General features: G+C 37.0%; 21 protein-coding genes. 20 read left to right on the forward strand and 1 reads right to left on the reverse strand.

Annotation, left to right across the window (positions count from 1 at the left end; all coding sequences use genetic code 11):
- Positions 1-6: 6 nt before the first annotated feature.
- From yidD to rsmG, 6 genes are all read left to right on the forward strand, one after another.
- On the forward strand, positions 7-219 hold the full coding sequence (gene yidD / locus DW125_RS13500; RefSeq protein ID WP_021859821.1) for a membrane protein insertion efficiency factor YidD: 213 nt from the start codon (positions 7-9) through the stop codon (positions 217-219).
- 29 nt (positions 220-248) lie between these two features.
- On the forward strand, positions 249-1,310 hold the full coding sequence (locus DW125_RS13505; RefSeq protein ID WP_021859820.1) for a YidC/Oxa1 family membrane protein insertase: 1,062 nt from the start codon (positions 249-251) through the stop codon (positions 1,308-1,310).
- Between the two features lie 11 nt (positions 1,311-1,321).
- A complete protein-coding gene (gene jag, locus DW125_RS13510; protein WP_117538470.1) occupies positions 1,322-2,170 on the forward strand; it encodes an RNA-binding cell elongation regulator Jag/EloR in 849 nt (282 codons plus the stop codon).
- 81 nt (positions 2,171-2,251) lie between these two features.
- Positions 2,252-3,673: a tRNA uridine-5-carboxymethylaminomethyl(34) synthesis GTPase MnmE gene (mnmE, locus tag DW125_RS13515; RefSeq protein WP_117538471.1), complete on the forward strand. Its 1,422-nt coding sequence runs from the start codon at positions 2,252-2,254 to the stop codon at positions 3,671-3,673.
- Positions 3,639-5,549, forward strand: coding sequence for a tRNA uridine-5-carboxymethylaminomethyl(34) synthesis enzyme MnmG (mnmG, locus tag DW125_RS13520; protein ID WP_117538472.1), 1,911 nt, complete (start codon positions 3,639-3,641; stop codon positions 5,547-5,549). The genes mnmE and mnmG overlap by 35 nt, the downstream gene beginning before the upstream one ends.
- Positions 5,550-5,692: 143 nt before the next feature.
- A complete protein-coding gene (rsmG, locus tag DW125_RS13525) occupies positions 5,693-6,409 on the forward strand; it encodes a 16S rRNA (guanine(527)-N(7))-methyltransferase RsmG (RefSeq protein WP_117538473.1) in 717 nt (238 codons plus the stop codon).
- A gap of 84 nt (positions 6,410-6,493) precedes the next feature.
- Here the strand turns inward: rsmG and DW125_RS13530 are convergent, their stop codons facing one another.
- Positions 6,494-7,468, reverse strand: coding sequence for an alpha/beta fold hydrolase (locus DW125_RS13530; protein ID WP_117538474.1), 975 nt, complete (start codon positions 7,466-7,468; stop codon positions 6,494-6,496).
- An 817-nt stretch (positions 7,469-8,285) separates the two neighbouring features.
- On the opposite strand from DW125_RS13530, the gene DW125_RS13535 reads away from it, so the two are divergent.
- The 14 genes from DW125_RS13535 to DW125_RS13600 all read left to right on the forward strand — a co-directional run.
- A complete protein-coding gene (locus DW125_RS13535; RefSeq protein WP_021859814.1) occupies positions 8,286-9,047 on the forward strand; it encodes a ParA family protein in 762 nt (253 codons plus the stop codon).
- Between the two features lie 31 nt (positions 9,048-9,078).
- Positions 9,079-9,993, forward strand: a complete 915-nt coding sequence (locus DW125_RS13540) for a ParB/RepB/Spo0J family partition protein (protein ID WP_117538475.1) — start codon at positions 9,079-9,081, stop codon at positions 9,991-9,993.
- Between the two features lie 6 nt (positions 9,994-9,999).
- Positions 10,000-10,527 carry a DUF4446 family protein gene (locus DW125_RS13545; protein ID WP_021859812.1) on the forward strand — a complete coding sequence of 176 codons (528 nt, stop codon included), beginning with the start codon at positions 10,000-10,002 and terminating at the stop codon, positions 10,525-10,527.
- A gap of 90 nt (positions 10,528-10,617) precedes the next feature.
- Positions 10,618-11,904: a serine--tRNA ligase gene (gene serS, locus DW125_RS13550; protein WP_021859811.1), complete on the forward strand. Its 1,287-nt coding sequence runs from the start codon at positions 10,618-10,620 to the stop codon at positions 11,902-11,904.
- 77 nt (positions 11,905-11,981) lie between these two features.
- Positions 11,982-12,860, forward strand: coding sequence for a DUF3881 family protein (locus DW125_RS13555; RefSeq protein WP_117538476.1), 879 nt, complete (start codon positions 11,982-11,984; stop codon positions 12,858-12,860).
- Positions 12,861-13,032: 172 nt separating this feature from the next.
- Positions 13,033-13,236: a helix-turn-helix domain-containing protein gene (locus DW125_RS13560; protein ID WP_226977133.1), complete on the forward strand. Its 204-nt coding sequence runs from the start codon at positions 13,033-13,035 to the stop codon at positions 13,234-13,236.
- A gap of 44 nt (positions 13,237-13,280) precedes the next feature.
- Positions 13,281-13,523, forward strand: coding sequence for a hypothetical protein (locus DW125_RS13565; RefSeq protein ID WP_117538478.1), 243 nt, complete (start codon positions 13,281-13,283; stop codon positions 13,521-13,523).
- A gap of 153 nt (positions 13,524-13,676) precedes the next feature.
- A complete protein-coding gene (locus tag DW125_RS13570) occupies positions 13,677-16,409 on the forward strand; it encodes a SpaA isopeptide-forming pilin-related protein (protein WP_117538479.1) in 2,733 nt (910 codons plus the stop codon).
- Positions 16,384-17,265, forward strand: coding sequence for a hypothetical protein (locus tag DW125_RS13575; RefSeq protein ID WP_117538480.1), 882 nt, complete (start codon positions 16,384-16,386; stop codon positions 17,263-17,265). The genes DW125_RS13570 and DW125_RS13575 overlap by 26 nt, the downstream gene beginning before the upstream one ends.
- Complete coding sequence (locus DW125_RS13580; protein ID WP_117538481.1) at positions 17,223-17,468, forward strand: hypothetical protein; 246 nt, start codon at positions 17,223-17,225, stop codon at positions 17,466-17,468. The genes DW125_RS13575 and DW125_RS13580 overlap by 43 nt, the downstream gene beginning before the upstream one ends.
- On the forward strand, positions 17,449-17,676 hold the full coding sequence (locus DW125_RS13585; protein ID WP_117538482.1) for a hypothetical protein: 228 nt from the start codon (positions 17,449-17,451) through the stop codon (positions 17,674-17,676). Before DW125_RS13580 ends, DW125_RS13585 begins: the two co-directional genes overlap by 20 nt.
- A 280-nt stretch (positions 17,677-17,956) precedes the next feature.
- A complete protein-coding gene (locus DW125_RS13590; protein WP_117538483.1) occupies positions 17,957-19,420 on the forward strand; it encodes an ArdC family protein in 1,464 nt (487 codons plus the stop codon).
- An 18-nt stretch (positions 19,421-19,438) separates the two neighbouring features.
- Complete coding sequence (locus DW125_RS13595) at positions 19,439-19,918, forward strand: type IV secretory system conjugative DNA transfer family protein (RefSeq protein ID WP_242993005.1); 480 nt, start codon at positions 19,439-19,441, stop codon at positions 19,916-19,918.
- A gap of 86 nt (positions 19,919-20,004) precedes the next feature.
- Positions 20,005-20,697: type IV secretory system conjugative DNA transfer family protein (locus DW125_RS13600; RefSeq protein ID WP_199537846.1), on the forward strand; the 693-nt coding region annotated here is incomplete at its 3' end.

Raw genomic sequence — 20,697 nt, forward strand, 5'->3', positions numbered from 1 at the left:
CGTGTTATGAAAAGAATTCTGTTGGCATATATCAGATTCTATCAGAAATATTTATCGAACCTCAAAGGATCATCGACCTGTAAATATTATCCGACCTGCTCCTGTTATGCAAAAGAAGCAATTGAAAAATACGGAGCATGGAAAGGCGGAAGACTTGCGTTATGGAGAATATTGAGATGCAATCCATTTTCAAAGGGAGGCGTTGATCCAGTTCCATAAAAAATGTAGTTACGATGGAGGAAGAACGAATGACTGTAAGTTTACTGACTGCAGCAAACTGGCCGCTCGTAGGACAGTTATGCTGGCTATTAGGTAAAGTAATGAGTTTTATCTATGACTTCTTAGATAAGGCTCTGCCCTCAGATAATGGGCTTGTAGGATTATCAATTATCATCTATACGATTCTGGTATATACTTGTATGCTTCCATTGACGATCAATCAGCAGAGATCATCTAAAATGATGGCTGTGATCAACCCGGAAGTGCAGAAAATTCAGAAAAAGTATAAAAACAAAAAAGATCAGGCTTCTATGATGAAGCAGCAGGAAGAAATCCAGCAGGTATATGACAAATATGGAACTTCCATGATGGGAGGATGCCTTCCGCTGTTAATCCAGATGCCGTTCCTGTTTGCATTATATCCGGTTATTTATAATATTCAGCAGTATGTACCGGCAATCAAAGGAGCTCCGGCTGCAGTAAACAGATTTATCACAATACCGGATCTTACCGTATCTCCGGCTGCTATGCTGAAGAACAGTGGATCATACGGAATGCCGGCAATTGTGATCATGATCACGGCAATCGTGCTTCCGCTTCTTTCAGCTGGAACACAGTATGTAAGTATGAAACTGTCCCAGGCAATTTCCGGACAGCAGCAGATGGATAAAGATAATCCGATGGCAGGAACTATGAAGACAATGAATATGACAATGCCTCTGTTCTCTGTATTCATGGTATTTACATTGCCGACTGGTATCGGTATTTACTGGATCATCAGTGCGTTAGTACGTTGTGTACAGCAGGTATTTATCAACAAACACCTGCAGAAGATGTCTGTTGAAGATCTGGTAGAAAAGAATAAAGAAAAAGCAGAAAAGAAACGTGCAAAGAGAAGCGAGAAAGCAGAGAAGATCAATGCAATGGCTCAGATGAATACGAAAAACATTTCTGAGAAATCAAGTCTGGGTGTTTCTGATGCTGAAAAAGAGAAAAAGCTTGAAAAAGCAAGAAAGAATGCAGCGAATGCAAAAGAAGGAAGTCTTGCAGCGAAAGCCAATATGGTTAGAAAATTCAATGAGGACAAATAGGGGGCGCTATTATGGACGGTTACATTACTGTATCAGCTAAAACATTGGATGATGCGATTACAGAAGCATTGATCCAGCTTGGTGTGACAAGTGATCATTTAGATTACGAAGTAATTGAGAAAGGAAGTGCCGGATTTCTTGGAATCGGCATGAAGCAGGCAGTAATAAAGGCGCGCAGAAAACAAGAGGAACCTGTAGAGGAACCGGTTGTTGAAGAAGTAGAAGAAAAGCCTGTTAAAAAAGAAGTAAAAGAATTTAAAGAAGAGAAAAAAGATTTTCATAAAAAAGAATTCCACAAAAAAGAGCATGTGAAAAAAGATAATTTCAAAAAAGAGGCTCCAAAGAAGGAATTTGTGAAAAAAGAAGTTCCGAAGAGAGAAGTTGAACTTGCTCCTGTTGAAGATGCGACAAAAGAAGCATGTGTGAAATTTGTAAAAGATGTACTCGCTGCAATGGATATGAACGATGTTGAAGTGAAAGCAGAGATTGATGAAGAAGGTGCTCTGAGCATCACGATGGACGGAAAGAATATGGGTATTCTGATTGGAAAACGTGGACAGACACTGGATTCCCTGCAGTATCTTACAAACAGAGTTGCAAACAAAATGCAGGATGGTTATGTCAGAGTAAAACTCGATACAGAAGATTACAGAAGAAGAAGAAAACAGACATTAGAAAATCTTGCAAAGAACATTGCAAGCAAAGTAAAGAGAACAAGAAGATCTGTTTCTCTTGAGCCGATGAATCCTTATGAAAGAAGAATTATTCATTCTGCTCTTCAGTCTGATTCTGCTGTATCTACACATAGCGAAGGTGAAGAACCGTACAGAAGAGTTGTAGTAACATTGGTAAGAAGATAAAGAAAGAAAAAATAGGGGTTTTGATGACCTCTATTTTTTATATAACGAAAAATGCAATTTTATGTTATTAGGAGGAATTCGATGAATTATAATGAGCAGACCACTATTGCTGCTATTTCAACGGCTATGAGTAATTCCGGAATCGGTATTGTACGAATGACAGGAGAAGATTCTGTTGAAATTGCAGATCGTATTTATCGTGGAAAAAAGAATAAAAAGCTTAGTGAGCAGATGTCACATACCATTCATTATGGCTATATATGCGATGGTGACGAGGTGATCGATGAAGTCCTTGTAATGCTGATGCGTGGTCCACATACTTATACAGGAGAAGATACTGTGGAAATCAACTGCCATGGCGGTGTGTATGTGGTGAAAAAAGTGCTAGAGACAGTGATCAAATATGGAGCAAGACCGGCGGAACCAGGTGAATTTACAAAAAGAGCATTTTTAAATGGAAAAATGGATCTTTCCCAGGCAGAGGCAGTAGGAGATCTGATTACTGCTCAGAATGAATATGCATTGAAAAGCTCTGTCAGCCAGTTGAAAGGAAATGTAAAAGAGAAGATTTCAAACATCAGACAGAAAATTATTTATCATACAGCATTTATTGAAACAGCGTTAGATGATCCGGAACATATCAGTGTGGATGGATACGGAGAAAAGTTGAAAGTAACAGTGGACGAACTGCTCGGTGATATCAGACATCTGTTGGACACATGTGATGATGGAAGAATTCTGAAAGAGGGTGTGAATACTGTAATTTTGGGAAAACCGAATGCCGGAAAATCATCGCTTATGAATGCATTTCTTGGGGAAGACAGAGCAATTGTAACGGATATTGCCGGTACAACAAGAGATGTACTGGAAGAACATATCAATTTACAGGGAATTTCTCTGAATATCATGGATACTGCAGGAATCCGTGATACAGAAGACATTGTTGAGAAGATTGGTGTAGATAAAGCAATCAATTATGCAAAAGATGCGGATCTGATTTTATTTGTAATTGACGCGTCATCTGAACTTGATGAAAATGATATCGAGATTCTGAAGATGATACAGGGAAAACAGGCAATTATCTTGCTAAATAAGTCAGATTTAGATATGATAGTTACGAAAAAAGTAATTGAAAATAAAGTGAATGAATTACAGCCTGTAAATTCGAGTGAGACAGAAAATCATAACCCGATCATTGAAGTTTCTGCGAAAGAGAAGAGTGGAATTGCGGAGTTTGAGCAGATTTTAAAAGACATGTTCTATGATGGGAAACTGACATTTAATGACGAGATTTATATTACAAATGTTCGTCAGAAAACAGCACTTCAGGAAGCGTACAGATCACTTCAGAAGGTAAATGAAAGTATTGAAATGGGAATGCCGGAAGATTTTTATTCCATTGATCTGTTAGATGCATATGAATCACTCGGCAGTATCACAGGCGAGACAATAGGAGAGGATCTTGTAAATGAAATATTCAGCAAATTCTGTATGGGAAAATAAAGATCAATATGATGTAGCAGTGATCGGGGCCGGTCATGCAGGGTGTGAGGCGGCTCTGGCGTGTGCACGACTTGGTTTTCGTACAATTGTATTTACTGTCAGTGTAGACAGTATTGCACTTATGCCGTGCAATCCGAATATTGGAGGAAGTTCTAAGGGACACCTTGTAAAAGAAGTGGATGCACTCGGTGGAGAGATGGGGAAAGTCATTGACCAGACATTTATCCAGTCCAAAATGCTAAACAAATCCAAAGGACCTGCAGTACATTCACTGCGTGCACAGGCTGATAAGAATGAATACAGCAAAACGATGCGCCAGGTTCTGGAAAATCAGGAGAATCTGGAGATTAAGCAGGCCGAGATTGTGAATATTCTTACTGAAAATGATGAAGTGACAGGAGTTCAGTTGTATTCTGGGATGATTTACCGGTGCAAAGCTGTTATTTTATGTACAGGAACTTATTTGAAATCACGCTGTGTTTACGGTGATGTGAGCATGAGTACAGGACCAAATGGATTACAGTCAGCAAATTATCTTACGGATTGTCTGAAAGAGCTTGGAATTAAGATGTATCGTTTTAAAACGGGAACACCGGCGAGAATTGACAAGAATTCCATTGATTTCAGTAAAATGGAAGAGCAGTTTGGTGATGAGAGAATTGTTCCGTTTTCATTTACAACAAATCCAAACGATGTGCAGATTGATCAGGCATCTTGCTGGCTGACTTATACAAATGAAGAGACTCATCGGATCATTCGTGAAAATCTCGATCGTTCACCACTATATTCGGGAATGATAGAGGGAACAGGACCAAGATATTGTCCTTCAATTGAAGATAAGGTTGTAAAATTTGCCGATAAAAATCGTCATCAGGTATTTATCGAGCCGGAAGGACTTGGAACAAATGAGATGTATGTAGGTGGAATGTCCAGTTCGTTGCCAGAAGATGTGCAATATGCGATGTACAGATCAGTTCCGGGACTTGAAAATGCAAAAATTGTTCGAAATGCATATGCAATTGAATATGATTGTATTGACGGAAGACAGTTAAAACCGTCTCTTGAATTCAAAAATATTCATGGGCTGTTCAGTGCCGGACAGTTTAATGGAAGTTCAGGATATGAAGAAGCAGCGGCACAGGGAATTGTTGCAGGTATTAATGCAGCGAGAATGCTACAAGGAAAAGAACCAATGATTTTGGACCGTTCAGAGGCGTATATTGGTGTGCTGATCGATGATATTGTTACAAAAGAAAGTCATGAGCCATATCGTATGATGACATCAAGAGCAGAATACAGATTACTGCTTCGTCAGGATAATGCAGATCAGAGGTTAACAAAAAAAGGTTACGAAGTCGGTCTGATCAATGAAGAAAGATATCAGCGTTTACTGAAAAAAGAAGAGTTGATTAAAAACGAAATAGAACGTGTAGAACATGCAAATGTCGGCGCAAATGAGAAAGTACAGACATTATTAAAAGAATGTGGAAGTACACCACTTTCTTCTGGTTCCACAATTGCGGAACTGATCCGAAGACCAGAGCTGACATATGATATGTTAAAGCCGATTGATGATGCAAGACCGGATTTTCCGAAAAATCTTGCAGAAGAAGTAGCAGAGCAGGTTAATATTTGCATTAAGTATGCTGGATATATTACAAGACAGATGCGACAGGTAGAGCAGTTTAAGAAGCTGGAACGTAAGAAAATACCGGATGATATTGATTATGATAAAGTAAACAGTTTGCGTATCGAGGCGATTCAGAAGCTGAAAGAACACAGACCAGCATCAATCGGACAGGCATCCAGGATTTCCGGAGTATCTCCGGCAGACATATCAGTTCTGTTAATATACCTTGGAGGGGTATATAAGTAGCATGGTAGCTGTTGTTTAAAAGAGTGTTTAATGGTATATAATATATATAACATTAATAACATCCAAAGAAAAATATATGTATCATAAGTTTGGGATAATATCTCAAACATTGTATATGAGAGTTGAGAGTAAAGGTAATATATATGCATAAAGAAATATTAAATAAAAAAATGGAAGAAATAGGGATACAGTTAAGTGATATGCAAACAGAGCAATTTCTTACTTATTATGATATGTTGATCGAACGTAATAAAGTAATGAATCTCACTGCAATTACGGAATATGACGATGTAGTAGAAAAGCATTTTGTGGATAGTGTATCTCTGATCAAGGCATTGGATGAAGAAGAAGTTAAAAATGTAATTGATATAGGGACAGGAGCAGGATTTCCGGGGATTCCATTAAAAATTGTGTTTCCACACCTTAAAGTGACATTATTGGACTCACTAAATAAAAGAATAAAATTTCTGAATGACGTTATTGGAGCATTAGAATTGGAGAATATTGAAACAATTCATGGAAGAGCTGAAGATTTTGCAAAGCAGGAAATATATAGAGAACAGTATGATCTGTGCGTGTCCAGAGCAGTAGCAAATCTTGCTACTTTATCTGAATACTGCTTGCCTTATGTAAAGGTAGGGGGATATTTTATATCCTATAAGTCCGGTGAGATAGAAGAGGAATTACAGCAATCGAAACGTGCAGTAAGTATACTTGGAGGTACACTGGGTGATGTTATAAAATTTGCACTTCCGGGAACAGATATCGGTCGTTCTTTTGTGAAAATAAAGAAAGTAAAGAATACCGGTAAGAAATATCCAAGAAAAGCAGGATTGCCATCGAAGGAGCCATTGGTGTAAAAAGAATATAGGATAATAAAAAAGATGAATGTACGTAGCGCATGGGGCAGGCACATTCATCTTTTTGCTTTACCTTGTATAATACTAAATTGTCGTTTCATCTTCGTAGGAAAGTATTACAGCTAATTGCTCAATGAAAGCATCAGGTCTTTCTAATTGAGGAAGATGTTTGGTATCTTCTATTTTCATAATCTCGATAGATGGAAGAATACTTTCATATTTGCACGCAATATCAGCATTTCGGGAATCTTCATCTCCAGATATAATGAAAATACTATTTGTTAACGATTTCATACAATGATAGACATTAACAGTTGTATAATGGCCAAGCAGACTGGATAGCAAATATTTGGATGAAGAGTGGTCCAGATGAGCTGTTTCGTAGTAGTTGTTAATATATTCCTCTTTTAATTTGTAATGATCATAGAAATATTCGTTCTTGAATTTATCTGTAATAAGTCTCCTTTTTACTAATATGTTATAGAAATAAGTGCCGAATACAGGCATATTTAGAAACCATGTCAGAGATTTACTTCTCTTTGATGGCATCTTATTTAATTTATTCACATCTTCAGGATTTACAAGTATAATGCGATTTATAAGATTTTTGTTGTTCTGTACGGCTGCAATTACGAATGATCCAGAAATACCGGTTGCTATGACATCACAAGGTGAATCAATAACTTGATTAATGAAGTCTGTGATTAATTGCACATATAAATAATTAGTATAAGTGATGGATGGTTTCTCGGATCTTCCGCATCCAAGCAGATCAATTGTATAAACAAGATGGCTTTTTGCCAGTTTATCAATGATTCTGTGCCATTCATAAGATGAACTTCCGACAGAAAAATCATGAATCAGAAGAACAGGCTCACCTTCGCCATATTTCTCATAATATATATTTCCAAATTTCCAATCAAAGTAAGAACCGGCTGTGTTTTGCTCGTGATTTTCAGAAGTCGCGGAAATATCAATTATTTTATTAGCCAAATGTATAGTAAATGTTGTCAATGCAGATAATGCAGATATAGTAATAGCTTTCTTTTTCCAACTCATGAGTATTACTCCTTTTGCTTATATATTGTCACATCAAATGTTGATCTTCTGATTAATGGAATCAGTGAAAACGTTTGATACTACAATATAAATAATACCACATGCTAAAATTAAAGTAAATGTTTCACGTGAAACATAGTGATACAGATGCTTTTGGAAAAATATCGTAATATATAAATGAATAGTTGTTGTGAAACATTTGTTGCAAGAATTTAAAGAATGAAAGAAAACATTATTTCATAAATATTGCTGCAAGAATAATATAACGTTGACAGTTAGAAAATTATTTTTGTTAGTCATAAATTATTCTAATATTATAAGTAATATGTTTCACGTGAAACATATATAATATGGGACGATGAATTTTATAATTTGAAGAAAGAATATGTAATTGTAAATTATATGTAATTATAAATAAATCATCATAAAATCAGGGCGTTAATTTTCTTTACTTGCTTATAAATAAATTGATATGTTTAAAATAATTACAACAGTATAAGACAAAATTAAGATAATATTAAAGATAAGAATAAAATTTAATGATATAATATGATACCGGAATCAAAAGTTGCCTTGTAAATTGTTCTATGCTTTGTGCCGCCAAAAAGATCAGTCTTAAACGTTATATTCTAAAGACAGTCTAATTATTATAGTAAACAGGTAATATTCATTAAGATTATAAATAGACAAAAATATAAATGTTTCACGTGAAACATTTATAAAAAAGTGAAAAATTATGTTTCACGTGAAACATTTATAGAAAAGTAAAATAAAAAATGCTATACTAGAAGAAGCTCAAAATAGAAAGGTGATAAAAATGGGAAGAGTTATAGCTATTGCCAACCAAAAAGGTGGAGTGGGAAAAACAACTACAGCTATCAACTTATCGGCATGCCTTGCGGAAAAAGGACAGAAAGTTCTGGCAGTGGATATGGATCCGCAGGGAAATATGACAAGTGGATTGGGTGTTGATAAAAATAATGTTGAAAACACAGTGTATGATTTGATTATAGGAGAATCATCAATTAATGAAGTAATTGTGAGGGATGTTCTGGAAAATCTGGATATAATACCAACAAGTATTGATCTGTCCGGAGCGGAAATTGAGCTTCTTGATGTAGATGAAAAAGAGTATATTATAAGAAATGCGATTGCAAATATTAAAGAAGACTATGATTATATAGTAATTGACTGTCCACCATCTTTGAGTATGCTGACAATTAATGCAATGACTACAGCAGATTCTGTATTAGTTCCTATTCAGTGTGAATATTACGCGCTGGAAGGGTTAAGCCAGCTGATTCATACAGTCGAGTTGGTTCGTGATCGTCTGAACCCGCAACTGACAATAGAAGGTGTTGTGTTTACAATGTATGATGCAAGAACTAATCTTTCGTTGCAAGTCGTTGAAAATGTAAAAGATAATTTAGATCAGACAATATATAAAACAATTATTCCTCGCAATATTCGATTGGCAGAAGCACCGAGTTATGGTATGCCGATTAACAAATATGATCCAAAATCTGCAGGTGCAGACAGTTATATGCGCCTGGCGGATGAGGTGATGGAAAAAGAATAATACGGAAAATAGTGCAGGAGGCGAATGAGAGATGGCGGTTAAGAAAAAAGGTCTTGGAAAAGGTCTTGATAGTTTGATACCGGATAATAAACCGGCTAAGAAAAATACAGAGACAGTACAAAAAGCTGAAGAGAAAAAAGAAGAAATGAAAGACGGCGTTCAGATGATGAAAATCAGCATGATCGAACCAAACCGAGAGCAGCCGAGAAAGAAGTTCGAGGAAGATGCATTACTTGAGCTTGCTGATTCTATCAAACTTCATGGGGTTTTGCAGCCGTTGCTTGTCAGGAAAATTAAAGATTATTATGAGATTATTGCAGGCGAAAGAAGATGGCGTGCAGCAAAGTTGGCCGGTATCAAAGAGGTACCTGTAATAGTAAAAGAATACAGTGAACAGGAAATTGTGGAAATTCGTTTGATTGAAAATATTCAGAGAGAAAATCTGAACCCAATCGAAGAAGCTATGGCATTTAAAAAACTTCTTGAAGAATTTCAATTGAAACAGGATGAAGTCGCAGATCGAGTTTCAAAAAGTCGTACCGCTGTAACAAACTCTATGCGCTTGTTGAAACTGGATGATAAAGTACAGCAGATGATTATTGATGAGATGATTTCTACAGGACATGCAAGAGCGCTGCTGGCAATTGACGATAAGAAATTACAGTATGAGCTTGCAAATCGTATTTTCGATGAAAAATTAAGTGTACGTGAAACAGAAAAGCTGGTTAAGGAGATTAAGAATCCGAAAAAACCAAAAGAAAAGAAAGCAGTAGAGAATGAATTTGTTTATAAAGATCTGGAAAACCGTATGAAAGAAGTTATGGGAACGAAGGTCAGTATTGCATCAAAAAGCAATGGAAAAGGTAAAATAGAAATAGAGTATTATTCAGAAAAAGAACTAGAACGTATGTTCGATATGATTATGACAATAGGAAAGGAAGAATAAGAACTTATGGAAAGCAAAATCTTAAGTACAATAGGGATTGATCCGGGAATCATTATTATCTTAATGTTGATTTTGATTATTGTGTTGTTTATCCTTACTGTAAATGTTACAATGAATTACAATAGGCTAAAAAGCAGCTATCAGACGTTTATGAAAGGAAAAGACGGTAAAACTCTTGAAGAGAGCATGAAAGAACGCTATACAGATCTTGAATCCGTAGTAAAAGTTGTAAAACAGAACCGTCTTGACATTCGTGAACTGAACCGGAAGATGGATAGAAATTATCAGAAGATCGGTGTTGTGAAATACGATGCATTTAACGAAATGGGAGGTAAACTTAGTTTCGTACTTGCACTGTTGGATAATCGTAATAATGGATTTATCCTGAATGCAATGCATAGTAGAGAAGGCTGTTACACTTATGTAAAAGAAATTGTTAAAGGTGAGAGCTTTGTTGAACTTGCTGAGGAAGAGGCAGAAGCACTGGATAAAGCGATTTTCCAGGAATATACACCGGAAACTGTAGAAAAATAGCAGTAAAATGTAAAACTACTATATAAGGTAATTATAAAACTAAAGGATAATAATAAACCTATATTAATTACAAAATGAGGAGGATACAATATGTTAGACATTAAATTTTTAAGAATGAACCCAGATGTGGTGAAGCAGAATATTAAGAATAAATTCCAGGATGAAAAACTTCCATTAGTGGACAAAGTAATCGAGCTGGATCAGAAAAACAGAGATATCAAACAGGAAGTAGAAGCTCTTCGTGCAGAGAGAAATAAAATTTCCAAAGAAATCGGTGCATGTATGGCACATGGTAAGAAAGAAGAAGCAGAAGAACTGAAGAAAAAAGTACAGGCAAATGCAGATCGTGTAGAAAGCCTGTCAGCTGAAGAAAAAGATGTAGAAGCTGAAATTAAGAAGATCATGATGGTCATCCCGAACATCATTGATCCGTCTGTTCCGATTGGAAAAGATGACAGCGAGAATGTAGAGATTGAGAAATTTGGTGAGCCGGTTGTTCCAGATTACGAAATCCCGTATCACACAGATATTATGGAAAGTTTTGATGGTATTGATCTTGAGGCAGCAGGAAAAGTAGCAGGAAACGGTTTCTACTACCTGATGGGAGATATTGCAAGACTTCATTCCGCAGTAATATCCTATGCACGTGATTTCATGATCGACCGTGGATTTACTTACTGTATCCCGCCGTTTATGATCAGAAGTAACGTTGTAACAGGTGTTATGAGTTTTGCAGAGATGGATTCCATGATGTATAAGATCGAAGGAGAGGATCTTTACCTGATCGGAACAAGTGAACACTCTATGATCGGTAAATTTATTGATACAATGACTAAAGAAGAAGAACTGCCAAAGACACTGACAAGTTACTCTCCATGCTTCCGTAAAGAAAAAGGTGCACATGGTATCGAAGAAAGAGGTGTATATCGTATTCACCAGTTTGAAAAGCAGGAAATGATTGTTGTATGTAAACCGGAAGAAAGCAAACAGTGGTATGATAAGTTATGGAAAAATACAGTAGATCTGTTCCGCTCTATGGACATCCCGGTACGTACACTGGAATGTTGCTCTGGTGACCTTGCAGACCTGAAAGTAAAATCATGTGATGTTGAAGCATGGTCTCCAAGACAGAAAAAATATTTTGAAGTAGGTAGTTGTTCAAACCTTGGAGATGCTCAGGCAAGAAGACTTGGTATCCGTGTTAAAGGAGCAGATGGAAGCAAATATTTCGCTCATACATTAAATAATACAGTTGTTGCTCCACCGAGAATGTTAATCGCGTTCTTGGAGAACAATTTACAGGCTGACGGATCTGTCAAGATTCCGGAAGTTCTCAGACCGTATATGGGTGGTAAGAGCGAGATCAGACCAAAATAATACCGGAATAAATGTGTAAATTGTGGATAAATAAGTCCACAGCGAATGACTCCGGGGATAATTAATGAGGAAGTAAAATGCATCAATATTTAACTGCAATTGGAATGGAAAGTGTAAAGTCAAAACAAGAACTGGATCGTTTATTGCAGGGGCTGGAGCAGGAGAATAATGAACGTGCTGTAATGTCTGTAACTGCAGATAAATATGACCGGTGCGAGTATAAAAAAGAATTTGCAAAAAATATTGGAATTGCAGCGGGCGGATTTCAGGACAGTAATGGAATATTTGAAAGAGAATATATATATCCTTATTTTTACGGAACCGGAATTACAACATATGCAGATGTAACGGTGGAAAGAACAAAGGATCAACAGTCCTACATCGGCATCTGTGAAGATGTGAAAATAGGTGTTACATTAATGTTCCGGATTCAGAATTATATGGAATATCTGAAAAAGAAATGGCATCCGCAGGAGCCGGGAGGTTATGACTCTATTACATTATCCGGGCTGTGCAATGAGGGAAAGATTCTCCTGCCGGTAATGAAGGACGAATCACAGAAACAGCAGCAGTCGGAAGATGTGCATAACCGGATGATGCTTGTCAGTGCTGCAAGAGCCGGAGATGCGGAAGCAATCGAGAATCTGGCGTTGGATGATATAGACATTTACACAAAAGTATCAAGAAGGCTGATTAAAGAAGATGTATTCAGTATTGTAGATACATACATCATGCCTTACAGTGTAGAGTGTGACCGGTATTCCATCCTGGGTGTGATAACAGGTGTGCGGATTGTGGAAAACATTTACACAAAAGAGGAACTTTATGTGATGAATTTGGAAGTAAATGACCTAAAATTCGATGTCTGCGTGCCGGTTCATCGAGTATTTGGAGAGCCGAAAGCCGGACGCCGGTTCAAAGGAAAAATCTGGATGCAAGGGCGGATTAATTTTTAGGTGTTTGTGGGCAATTCTGCAGGTGATTTATTTGCAATAAGATCTGTTTTATAAGTTTTAAAATTAAATGCGACAAGAGGTTTTAAACCTCTTCCGCATTTATTTTTTTACCTAAATTTAGTGTCGGAAGATAACCTCTTCTGACATTTTTTTGTTTAAGGAGAAGTGAATTATGCCAAGAAAATATACGAGATTAACGTACGATGACAGATTGAAAATTGCACAGTTATGTAAAGAGAGAGTATCAACAGAAGATATTGCAGAAATATTAAATGTACATAGAGGAACGCTATATCGAGAATTACAACGTGGCGGTGGTGGGAATGGCAGACGGGATCTATATGATCCGGACACAGCACAGAGAAATTTACGATAAAAGCCTGCTTATAAAATAAATATGCAATGTCAGGAGGTGAGTTCATGATAGCGAATACCGGATTAATAGGAATTACATTTTGGATACTTGCTTGTATAGGAATAGAAAATAACAAATCAATACAACAAGTTCTTCCATACTTATTAATGGGAACATTAATTATTCTTGTTGGAATAGCAGTAGAAAAACTACAAAACTATAGAGATGAGCTGGAAGAGATAAGAAGACAAAAAAAGAGCACATCTGCCGCAAACAGATGCGCCCATGGCTTACGCCACACCAATTAAATCCAAACCAATATTAACATGGGGTGAGGTGGTAAGTCAAGCAGATATGGAATATTGGTTAGTAGAATACAGACAGTTACGAGAGACTTAAGATAAAAACTACTGATCAATATAGGAGATTAGTAGTTTTTTTATTTAGAACAGGAGGAAGAGATGAAAAACATAAAAAAATGGATCGCCGCATTCCTGGCGATCGTAATGTGTGCCAGTATTCTGCCAAATCTTCCAGCATCAGCGGCGGCAGATAAGGTGGCATATCACGGAAAAATGACCTATGGAGGAGTAACCGTAGGAAAGTTTTCAGTAAATGGGAAGGTTGCTTTTTGTATGGAACATAAAAAAAGCACGCCACCGACTGGAACGAAATTAACAACCTCAATCTATAAGAATAAAAATGTACAGAAAGTACTTTATTACGGATGGAAAGGCCAGGAACAGTGGAATGGCTTTAAAAGTGAAGCACAGGGATATGTATGTACTTCACTCGCATTGAGTTATTATTACAGTGGCGCGAAATCTGTAATCAGTTTAGGTGGTCCTACAGATGCAAAAATAGGATTATCTAAGTTTCTGAATTATATCAAAAATAAGACAGTACCGTCCAAAGAAGTAGATTTTAGCGTGTCTGTTGCAAAAAGTTATATCAGTGGCTCTGTGCAGCGGACAAAAAATATAACTTTTAAAGCAGATAGCAGAAATAAGGTAACGATAACATTACCGAAAAATGTAACGTTAAAACGTGTTACTGGTAAAACCAGTGGCACTACCGGAAAAGTACAGATCTATGGTGGAAGCACCTTTTATCTGACCGCTCCATTGTCCATGAGTGGAGCTTTTAGCACAGGTAAAATTAAAGGTACGCTTCATGAGTTCCAAAGTATTTTGTGTAAAACAAAGAGTGCTAAAACACAGAATCTTATAAAATCAGGAGTAAAAGATCCAACAAAAACGACATCACTGAAAGTAGAATGGACTGCCGCCCCGGGGAAGGTCATTATCAAAAAAATGTTGAAATCGACTGCAGGTGTGGAAGTGGCTGCTGGTGCAGGAGTAGAGTTTACCGCAATTAATTCTACTACAAAAAAGAAAGTCGTATTTAAAACGGATTCAAAAGGTGTGGCAGAAGTAACGCTTTCTGCCGGAGACTGGATCGTTTATGAGACAGATGCACCGGAAGGCTATACTCCGGCAAATCCGTTTAAGGTGCACATCGTAGGAGCTACGATTGCCAAAAAAATAGTTAATCAGGAGATTAATAGCATACAGATTCTGAAAAAAGATGCAGTGACAGGAAAACCATTAGCCAATGCAACTTTCAAGATCCGTTCCAAGGAAACAGGAGAAGATATTACCTGGAAGAAAGAAGATGGAAGCTCTTTTGTAGAATTTACAACAGGTGATAATGGTGTCGCAATTCTTCCTTATGCAACAAGCGTGAAAGAAGGCGAAACAGAATCGTTGAATTATCTGCAGCCGGGTGAATATGAACTGGTGGAAACAGATGCACCAGAAGGATATTTTAAGGCAAAGGATTTGACATTCTCAATCAAAGATGGATGGAAAGGCGAGCCGATCAGCTTAACGGTATCTGATCAGCCTACAGAAATCCTTATTTCTAAAACAGATATCACCGGTGAAAAAGAACTGCCGGGAGCAGAGCTGAGTGTGACCGATGAAGAAGGAAATGAAATTGATCATTGGATCTCAGAGGAAGAAGCTCATAAGATAACCGGACTGGTTGTGGGAAAGAAATATACGCTTACAGAGGTACTTGCACCGGATGGATACTGCAAGGCGAATAGCATTGAATTTACAGTGAAAGATGAAGGCAGCCAAAAAGTTGTCATGAAAGACAAGCAGGTGATAATCTCAAAAACAGATATAACCGGTGAGAAAGAACTGCCACGAGCAGAGCTGAGCTTAACGGACGAAGAAGGAAATGAGCTGGATCATTGGACATCCGGAGAAGAACCGCATGTGATTTCCGGATTAGTTGTGGGAAAGAAGTATATTTTATCCGAAAAAGTTGCACCAAGCGAATATTGTAAAGCAAATGATATTACATTCACGGTTGCTGATGATGGAAAAAATCAGAAAGTTGTCATGAAAGACAAACAAGTACAGATCCTGAAACTGGATGAAAAAACGAAGAAGCCACTTGTTGGTGCGGAGCTGGTAATCAAAGACGAAAAGGGAAATGAGATCGATCGTTGGATTTCAGAAGAAACTCCACACAAGGTAGATGGTCTGATAGTAGGGCAGAAGTATATCTTGTCTGAAAAAACAGCACCGGATGGATACAGCAAGGCGAAAGACGTGGAGTTTACAGTCAAAGATGATGGCGAAACACAGACTGTAGAAATGAAAGATGTCAGGACAAGAATTGAAGTAAAGAAGCTGGCATCAGATACTAAGAAACTGCTAGAGGGATGCAAACTGCAGATCATAGCTGCAGAAGATATTAAGTCGGAAGCAAAGCTGGGAGAAGATGATCAGAAAATCCTTTATAAAAAAGGAAAAGTAATTGAAGAGTTTTCTTCCAGAAAAACGAGCTGGAAAAAGGAAAAGTTTCCGGCAGGAAAATATATTCTTCATGAAGTATCTTGCCCGAAGAAGTATAAGCTGGCTAAAGATGTGAAATTCACGATCAAAAAAACATCCAAGCTGCAGACGGTCGTAATGATTGATGAACTTCAGATTGGAACGATCGATACCAATATTCCACATTCAGGACGTGAAGATAAAAATACAAATGTAAAAACAGGGGATCAGGCAAATCCGTTACTTTCTGTAATATTGCTTGCCGGATCAGCAGCACTTGTCCTTTATATAAAAAAGAGACAAGGAAAGGAAGAAGAGGATGAGGAAGCAAAAGAAAAGAAATAGAAAGATGCTGATTAGCTGCCTGTTGACAGGTAGCATCCTGTTAAGCGCGTTGCCGGGACAAGTTGTCTCAGCAGGCGAAAAAACGGTTACAAAATCAAAAACATATACGGCAGATAATAAAAATCAGACATATGATTTTCCAAAATCGATCACAAAGAATGGGAAAAAATATTTACTCAGAGTCACGAAGTATGATGTACTCTCCGAAAAGCCGGCAAAAAAAGAAAAAGAAGTACAGATTTCCAGAAAAAGCAATGTAAAAGCAAAAGGAAAAAAGGCTGATTTTCCCAAGCAGATAAAGAAAGATGGAATTACTTATGTACTTCAAAATGTTGATCAGAAAGACGTGGAGTATAAGAAAGCTTATACCCAGTCAGTGACCGGATATACAGACTATGATCATCAGGTATCAAGCAGCCAGGTACCGGCGATAAAGACGATCACGGTAAAAAACGCAGCGACAGGAAAGATGGAAAAAGTACAGTGTAAGCTTTCTGGAATAACAAAAACCAGTAAATCCGGATGGCAGAATACACATATCAATATCACATTTAAAAATTATGATGCGGATGTGTATGAGTGGCAGGGAAAACAGATTAAAAAAAATACAACTAATCCATTGAAAGGTTATGAAAGTGAACTGTTGAAATCCGTTGGAGCATCTAAGTCAGATCACAGGGTGCTCCGGTCTTACTGGGTTGGCAAGCCATATACAAAAAATGGAATGACTTACCGGAATGCCAGGGCAGATGTGCAGAGGAGCGTTGCTTATTACAGAGTAAATTACCGTGGCAGCATAAAAGAAAAAAAGAGATGGGAGTTGTATATACAGCCAACTATTCAGGAAAAAAGGTAATAGAAAGTGACAGTGAATCTATTTACCAGATTAAGGCTGTAGCAACGTATCATCCAGAACCAGTGGATTATACGCCGATATATGTGGGGATTGGAATCTTCCTGCTGTTGGCATTGATCGTGATTATTCTATTTATTTTGAGAAGAAAAAAGGAAAAGACAGAAGAAAAGGAGAGAATAAAGAATGGACAAGTGGGCGAGTAATATTAATAAGTTATGTACAGCAGTTACACCGTATACATACATTCTTATTGCAGTTGCATTTATTGTGATTGGTGTAATGTGTGCAATTCCAAGTGAGGAATCAAGACAGAAAGGGAAAAAATCACTTCCATGGGTAATATTAGGAGCGTTATTGATCTTAGGCGCAATCTATACAGCAAAATGGATCACAGGGCAGATTGCATTTTAAATGCAATGCCTACAAGAGAGCTATGAGATGGTTATATTCATGGATATGAAGATAACTATGTTTTGAGATGTGGAGAAAAGGAGAAGGTGGAAAATGGAAACTATCAAAATTGAAATAATTAAGAAAAACGAACAAAAAACGGAAGAAAGATATGAAGGATATGTTAAGCAGTTGATCGAAAGAAAGCAGAGGTAGCAAATGGAGAAGATACAGATATTTATTGATGAGGATACATTGACTCAAGAAGAAGTAGAAGAATGTATGACGGAGATAACGGAAGATGAAGAACAGCAAGATAAATGAGTATCGTGAAAATTTAGCAAAAACCTTTCTGTCTGTTCTTGAAGAAAAACAGTTAGATTGGAAAAAAGGATGGACAGCAGAAAAGCCTCAAAATGCCGAAACAGGATATAAATACAGGGGAATCAATTTTATGTATTTGAAATTGATTGCCAGGGCGAGAGGATATGAAGATAATCGTTGGGCTTCATTCCTGCAAATAAAAAAGAATGGATGGAAGCTTCAAAATGCGAAAGGACATGGTGTAAAAGTTGAATATTGGTTTCCTTATGATGATGAAGAAAAAAAGGCAGTCACATGGAAGGAGCTGAAAGATGTAGATGGACGGATCGGAGAAGGATATTCTCTGCGAGCAACATATACCACAGTATTTAATGGTGATCTGATTGAAGGTATTCCGGAAAAAATTAAGGAAAATCATAAAGAAGTTGATCAGGAACAATTGATTGAAAAGATTGCAGAAGGCATGCAAGTACCAATCTATAACGATGGTCAGGATCAGGCTTATTATATACCTGCAAAAGATGAGATCCATTTGCCAGAAAAGAACAGCTTTTTTAATTCTTATGCATATAATGCGACTGCATTACATGAACTTGCTCATGCAACAGGGCATGAAAAAAGATTGAACAGGGAAATGAAAGGACATTTTGGAACTCCGGAATATGCACACGAGGAGCTGGTTGCAGAAATGACCTCCTGTTTTTTGTCTGCGGATCTGCAGGTAGAACAGACACAGGAACATATTGATAACCACAAGGCATATGTTCAGAGCTGGATTCAGATGATTGAAGACAAGCCGGAAAATCTGGTGAAAGCGATTGCACAGGCAGAAAAAGCTTCACAATATATGGATGAAATGGCAGAACGAGAGAAAGATAAGGCTATTGAAAAGGCAGAAGAACGAACCATGGAAGTGGACGAAAGCTGTATAGAATCCAAAAATCCGATAGAAAAACGGAAAGAAGTAATGAAAGAAACCCCTGTGCAGGATTTTCTGCAGGCATTAAAGATGAAGGACACAAATAAGATGTCTAACATTTTAAAAAGAGAAGAGCTGGAAATTGGCAACGCTGTATTCACTACGAATGAAAGTGCAGTGAAAAGTCAAGAGGTTCAGTTTGGTGATAAGTATAATCGAGTGGTTGCAAGATTTTATAGCACATATGAACCGTTGCAGGTGTTAGAGCCTGAAAAGCCAATTGTATCAAACATTTCTGCAATTGTATATCAGAATGATGTTCCAGTTGCAGTTGGAAATGTAGGTGGAAAAGAAGCAATATCCCTAAAAGAAGCTAAAGAAAACTATGAAGAGGTTAAGGAAACATGGGAAAGGCTTACAGATCAGAAAGGCATTACATGGGATAAAGATTTGCAGAAAGCCATGCAGGATACAATAAATAAAGCCAGAGCTATGCAAAAAGGACAAGAGTTGGAGCGGTAAACGTCAGAGGTAATGATTATGGAATATAGAGGCGTAGAGATTGATGGCAGCATCTTAAAATCAGAAAAAGATGTAGATGAATTTCTGGAAAGATTAACAGTAGATCGATTGAAAGTTGCAACAGAAATATTTGCTTATAAGCCTACAATGGATATGAGTATTTATATTGACGAGCTTTCAGAGAAACTTGTAAATAAGTTTGGATATACTTGGGAGAAGATAGATGAATTGGAAAAATCATGTCTTAAAAATGTAGAAAAGGAAAATTGCGAAACTATTGATCTGTGGAAAGGTGAAATGTTTGTAATTCCATCTATTGACGTATATTCAAGGGCTGAAAAGAAAACGTCCATGATCATTACGGATCCTAAAATGGAATTATATAAATGTTCAAAAGAAACATTGGAGAAAAGAGGGTACATAGTTCATTTATTGAATCTGGATGATCCCTTGCATTCTATGGGATTTAATCCATTGGAGCAGATTAAAGAAGAATAATTCATTAGATGAAAATATAGAAAAAGCAATGTTGAAAAACGTAAAAGAAACAAAGAAAATGCAGCAGGAGATGGAACGATAGAAAGATGTTACAGAAGAAAGAAAAAAGCTATAAGCAAACCATGAAATTAAATCGGTTTCTTGCAAATAAATATGTGATTGCAGCAAGATGTATATTTACAGATATTTTTTTCTTTTTATTGGTTTCTTATATAGTGAATATTATATGCAATTTTCCTAAATTGGTTAAGAATCTGGAGCATCCGGAAAAATATATAGGGTTATCCAATCTGATTCCGGATTTCGTAAAAATTAGTACATATCCGATTTTGAAAGTTATATATATCATAGTCGGAGTCGGTTGCTTGCTATGTAATATCGTGATGATATATCAGATACGTTCTGGATTTGCAGAAGAAAATCTTAATGTTGGCCAAAAGGGGGTAGCCAGATGGACAACAAACAAAGAGATAAAAGAGCAGTATCGGGAAATACCGGATAGAGATAAAGAGTTCCCTGGATATGGGGGAACCATTATTTCAAGAATAGGAAAAAATTTATATATTGATCATTCTGTAATCAATAACCTGATTATCGGAATAACCAGATCTGGCAAAGGTGAAATGTTTGTAATTCCATCTATTGACGTATATTCAAGGGCTGAAAAGAAAACGTCCATGATCATTACGGATCCTAAAATGGAATTATATAAATGTTCAAAAGAAACATTGGAGAAAAGAGGGTACATAGTTCATTTATTGAATCTGGATGATCCCTTG

Origin of the sequence: Dorea sp. AM10-31 (assembly GCF_003435815.1) — a bacterium.
GTDB classification, from domain to species: Bacteria; Bacillota; Clostridia; order Lachnospirales; family Lachnospiraceae; genus Dorea_D; species Dorea_D hominis.

Excerpts from the sequence above, each read along its gene's own strand:
- yidD (WP_021859821.1), top strand. The coding sequence starts at position 7 with ATGAAAAGAATTCTGTTGGCATATATCAGATTCTATCAGAAATATTTA.
- DW125_RS13505 (WP_021859820.1), top strand. The coding sequence starts at position 249 with ATGACTGTAAGTTTACTGACTGCAGCAAACTGGCCGCTCGTAGGACAG.
- jag (WP_117538470.1), top strand. The coding sequence starts at position 1,322 with ATGGACGGTTACATTACTGTATCAGCTAAAACATTGGATGATGCGATT.
- mnmE (WP_117538471.1), top strand. The coding sequence starts at position 2,252 with ATGAATTATAATGAGCAGACCACTATTGCTGCTATTTCAACGGCTATG.
- mnmG (WP_117538472.1), top strand. The coding sequence starts at position 3,639 with ATGAAATATTCAGCAAATTCTGTATGGGAAAATAAAGATCAATATGAT.
- rsmG (WP_117538473.1), top strand. The coding sequence starts at position 5,693 with ATGCATAAAGAAATATTAAATAAAAAAATGGAAGAAATAGGGATACAG.
- DW125_RS13530 (WP_117538474.1), bottom strand. The coding sequence starts at position 7,468 with ATGAGTTGGAAAAAGAAAGCTATTACTATATCTGCATTATCTGCATTG.
- DW125_RS13535 (WP_021859814.1), top strand. The coding sequence starts at position 8,286 with ATGGGAAGAGTTATAGCTATTGCCAACCAAAAAGGTGGAGTGGGAAAA.
- DW125_RS13540 (WP_117538475.1), top strand. The coding sequence starts at position 9,079 with ATGGCGGTTAAGAAAAAAGGTCTTGGAAAAGGTCTTGATAGTTTGATA.
- DW125_RS13545 (WP_021859812.1), top strand. The coding sequence starts at position 10,000 with ATGGAAAGCAAAATCTTAAGTACAATAGGGATTGATCCGGGAATCATT.
- serS (WP_021859811.1), top strand. The coding sequence starts at position 10,618 with ATGTTAGACATTAAATTTTTAAGAATGAACCCAGATGTGGTGAAGCAG.
- DW125_RS13555 (WP_117538476.1), top strand. The coding sequence starts at position 11,982 with ATGCATCAATATTTAACTGCAATTGGAATGGAAAGTGTAAAGTCAAAA.
- DW125_RS13560 (WP_226977133.1), top strand. The coding sequence starts at position 13,033 with ATGCCAAGAAAATATACGAGATTAACGTACGATGACAGATTGAAAATT.
- DW125_RS13565 (WP_117538478.1), top strand. The coding sequence starts at position 13,281 with ATGATAGCGAATACCGGATTAATAGGAATTACATTTTGGATACTTGCT.
- DW125_RS13570 (WP_117538479.1), top strand. The coding sequence starts at position 13,677 with ATGAAAAACATAAAAAAATGGATCGCCGCATTCCTGGCGATCGTAATG.
- DW125_RS13575 (WP_117538480.1), top strand. The coding sequence starts at position 16,384 with ATGAGGAAGCAAAAGAAAAGAAATAGAAAGATGCTGATTAGCTGCCTG.
- DW125_RS13580 (WP_117538481.1), top strand. The coding sequence starts at position 17,223 with ATGGGAGTTGTATATACAGCCAACTATTCAGGAAAAAAGGTAATAGAA.
- DW125_RS13585 (WP_117538482.1), top strand. The coding sequence starts at position 17,449 with ATGGACAAGTGGGCGAGTAATATTAATAAGTTATGTACAGCAGTTACA.
- DW125_RS13590 (WP_117538483.1), top strand. The coding sequence starts at position 17,957 with ATGAAGAACAGCAAGATAAATGAGTATCGTGAAAATTTAGCAAAAACC.
- DW125_RS13595 (WP_242993005.1), top strand. The coding sequence starts at position 19,439 with ATGGAATATAGAGGCGTAGAGATTGATGGCAGCATCTTAAAATCAGAA.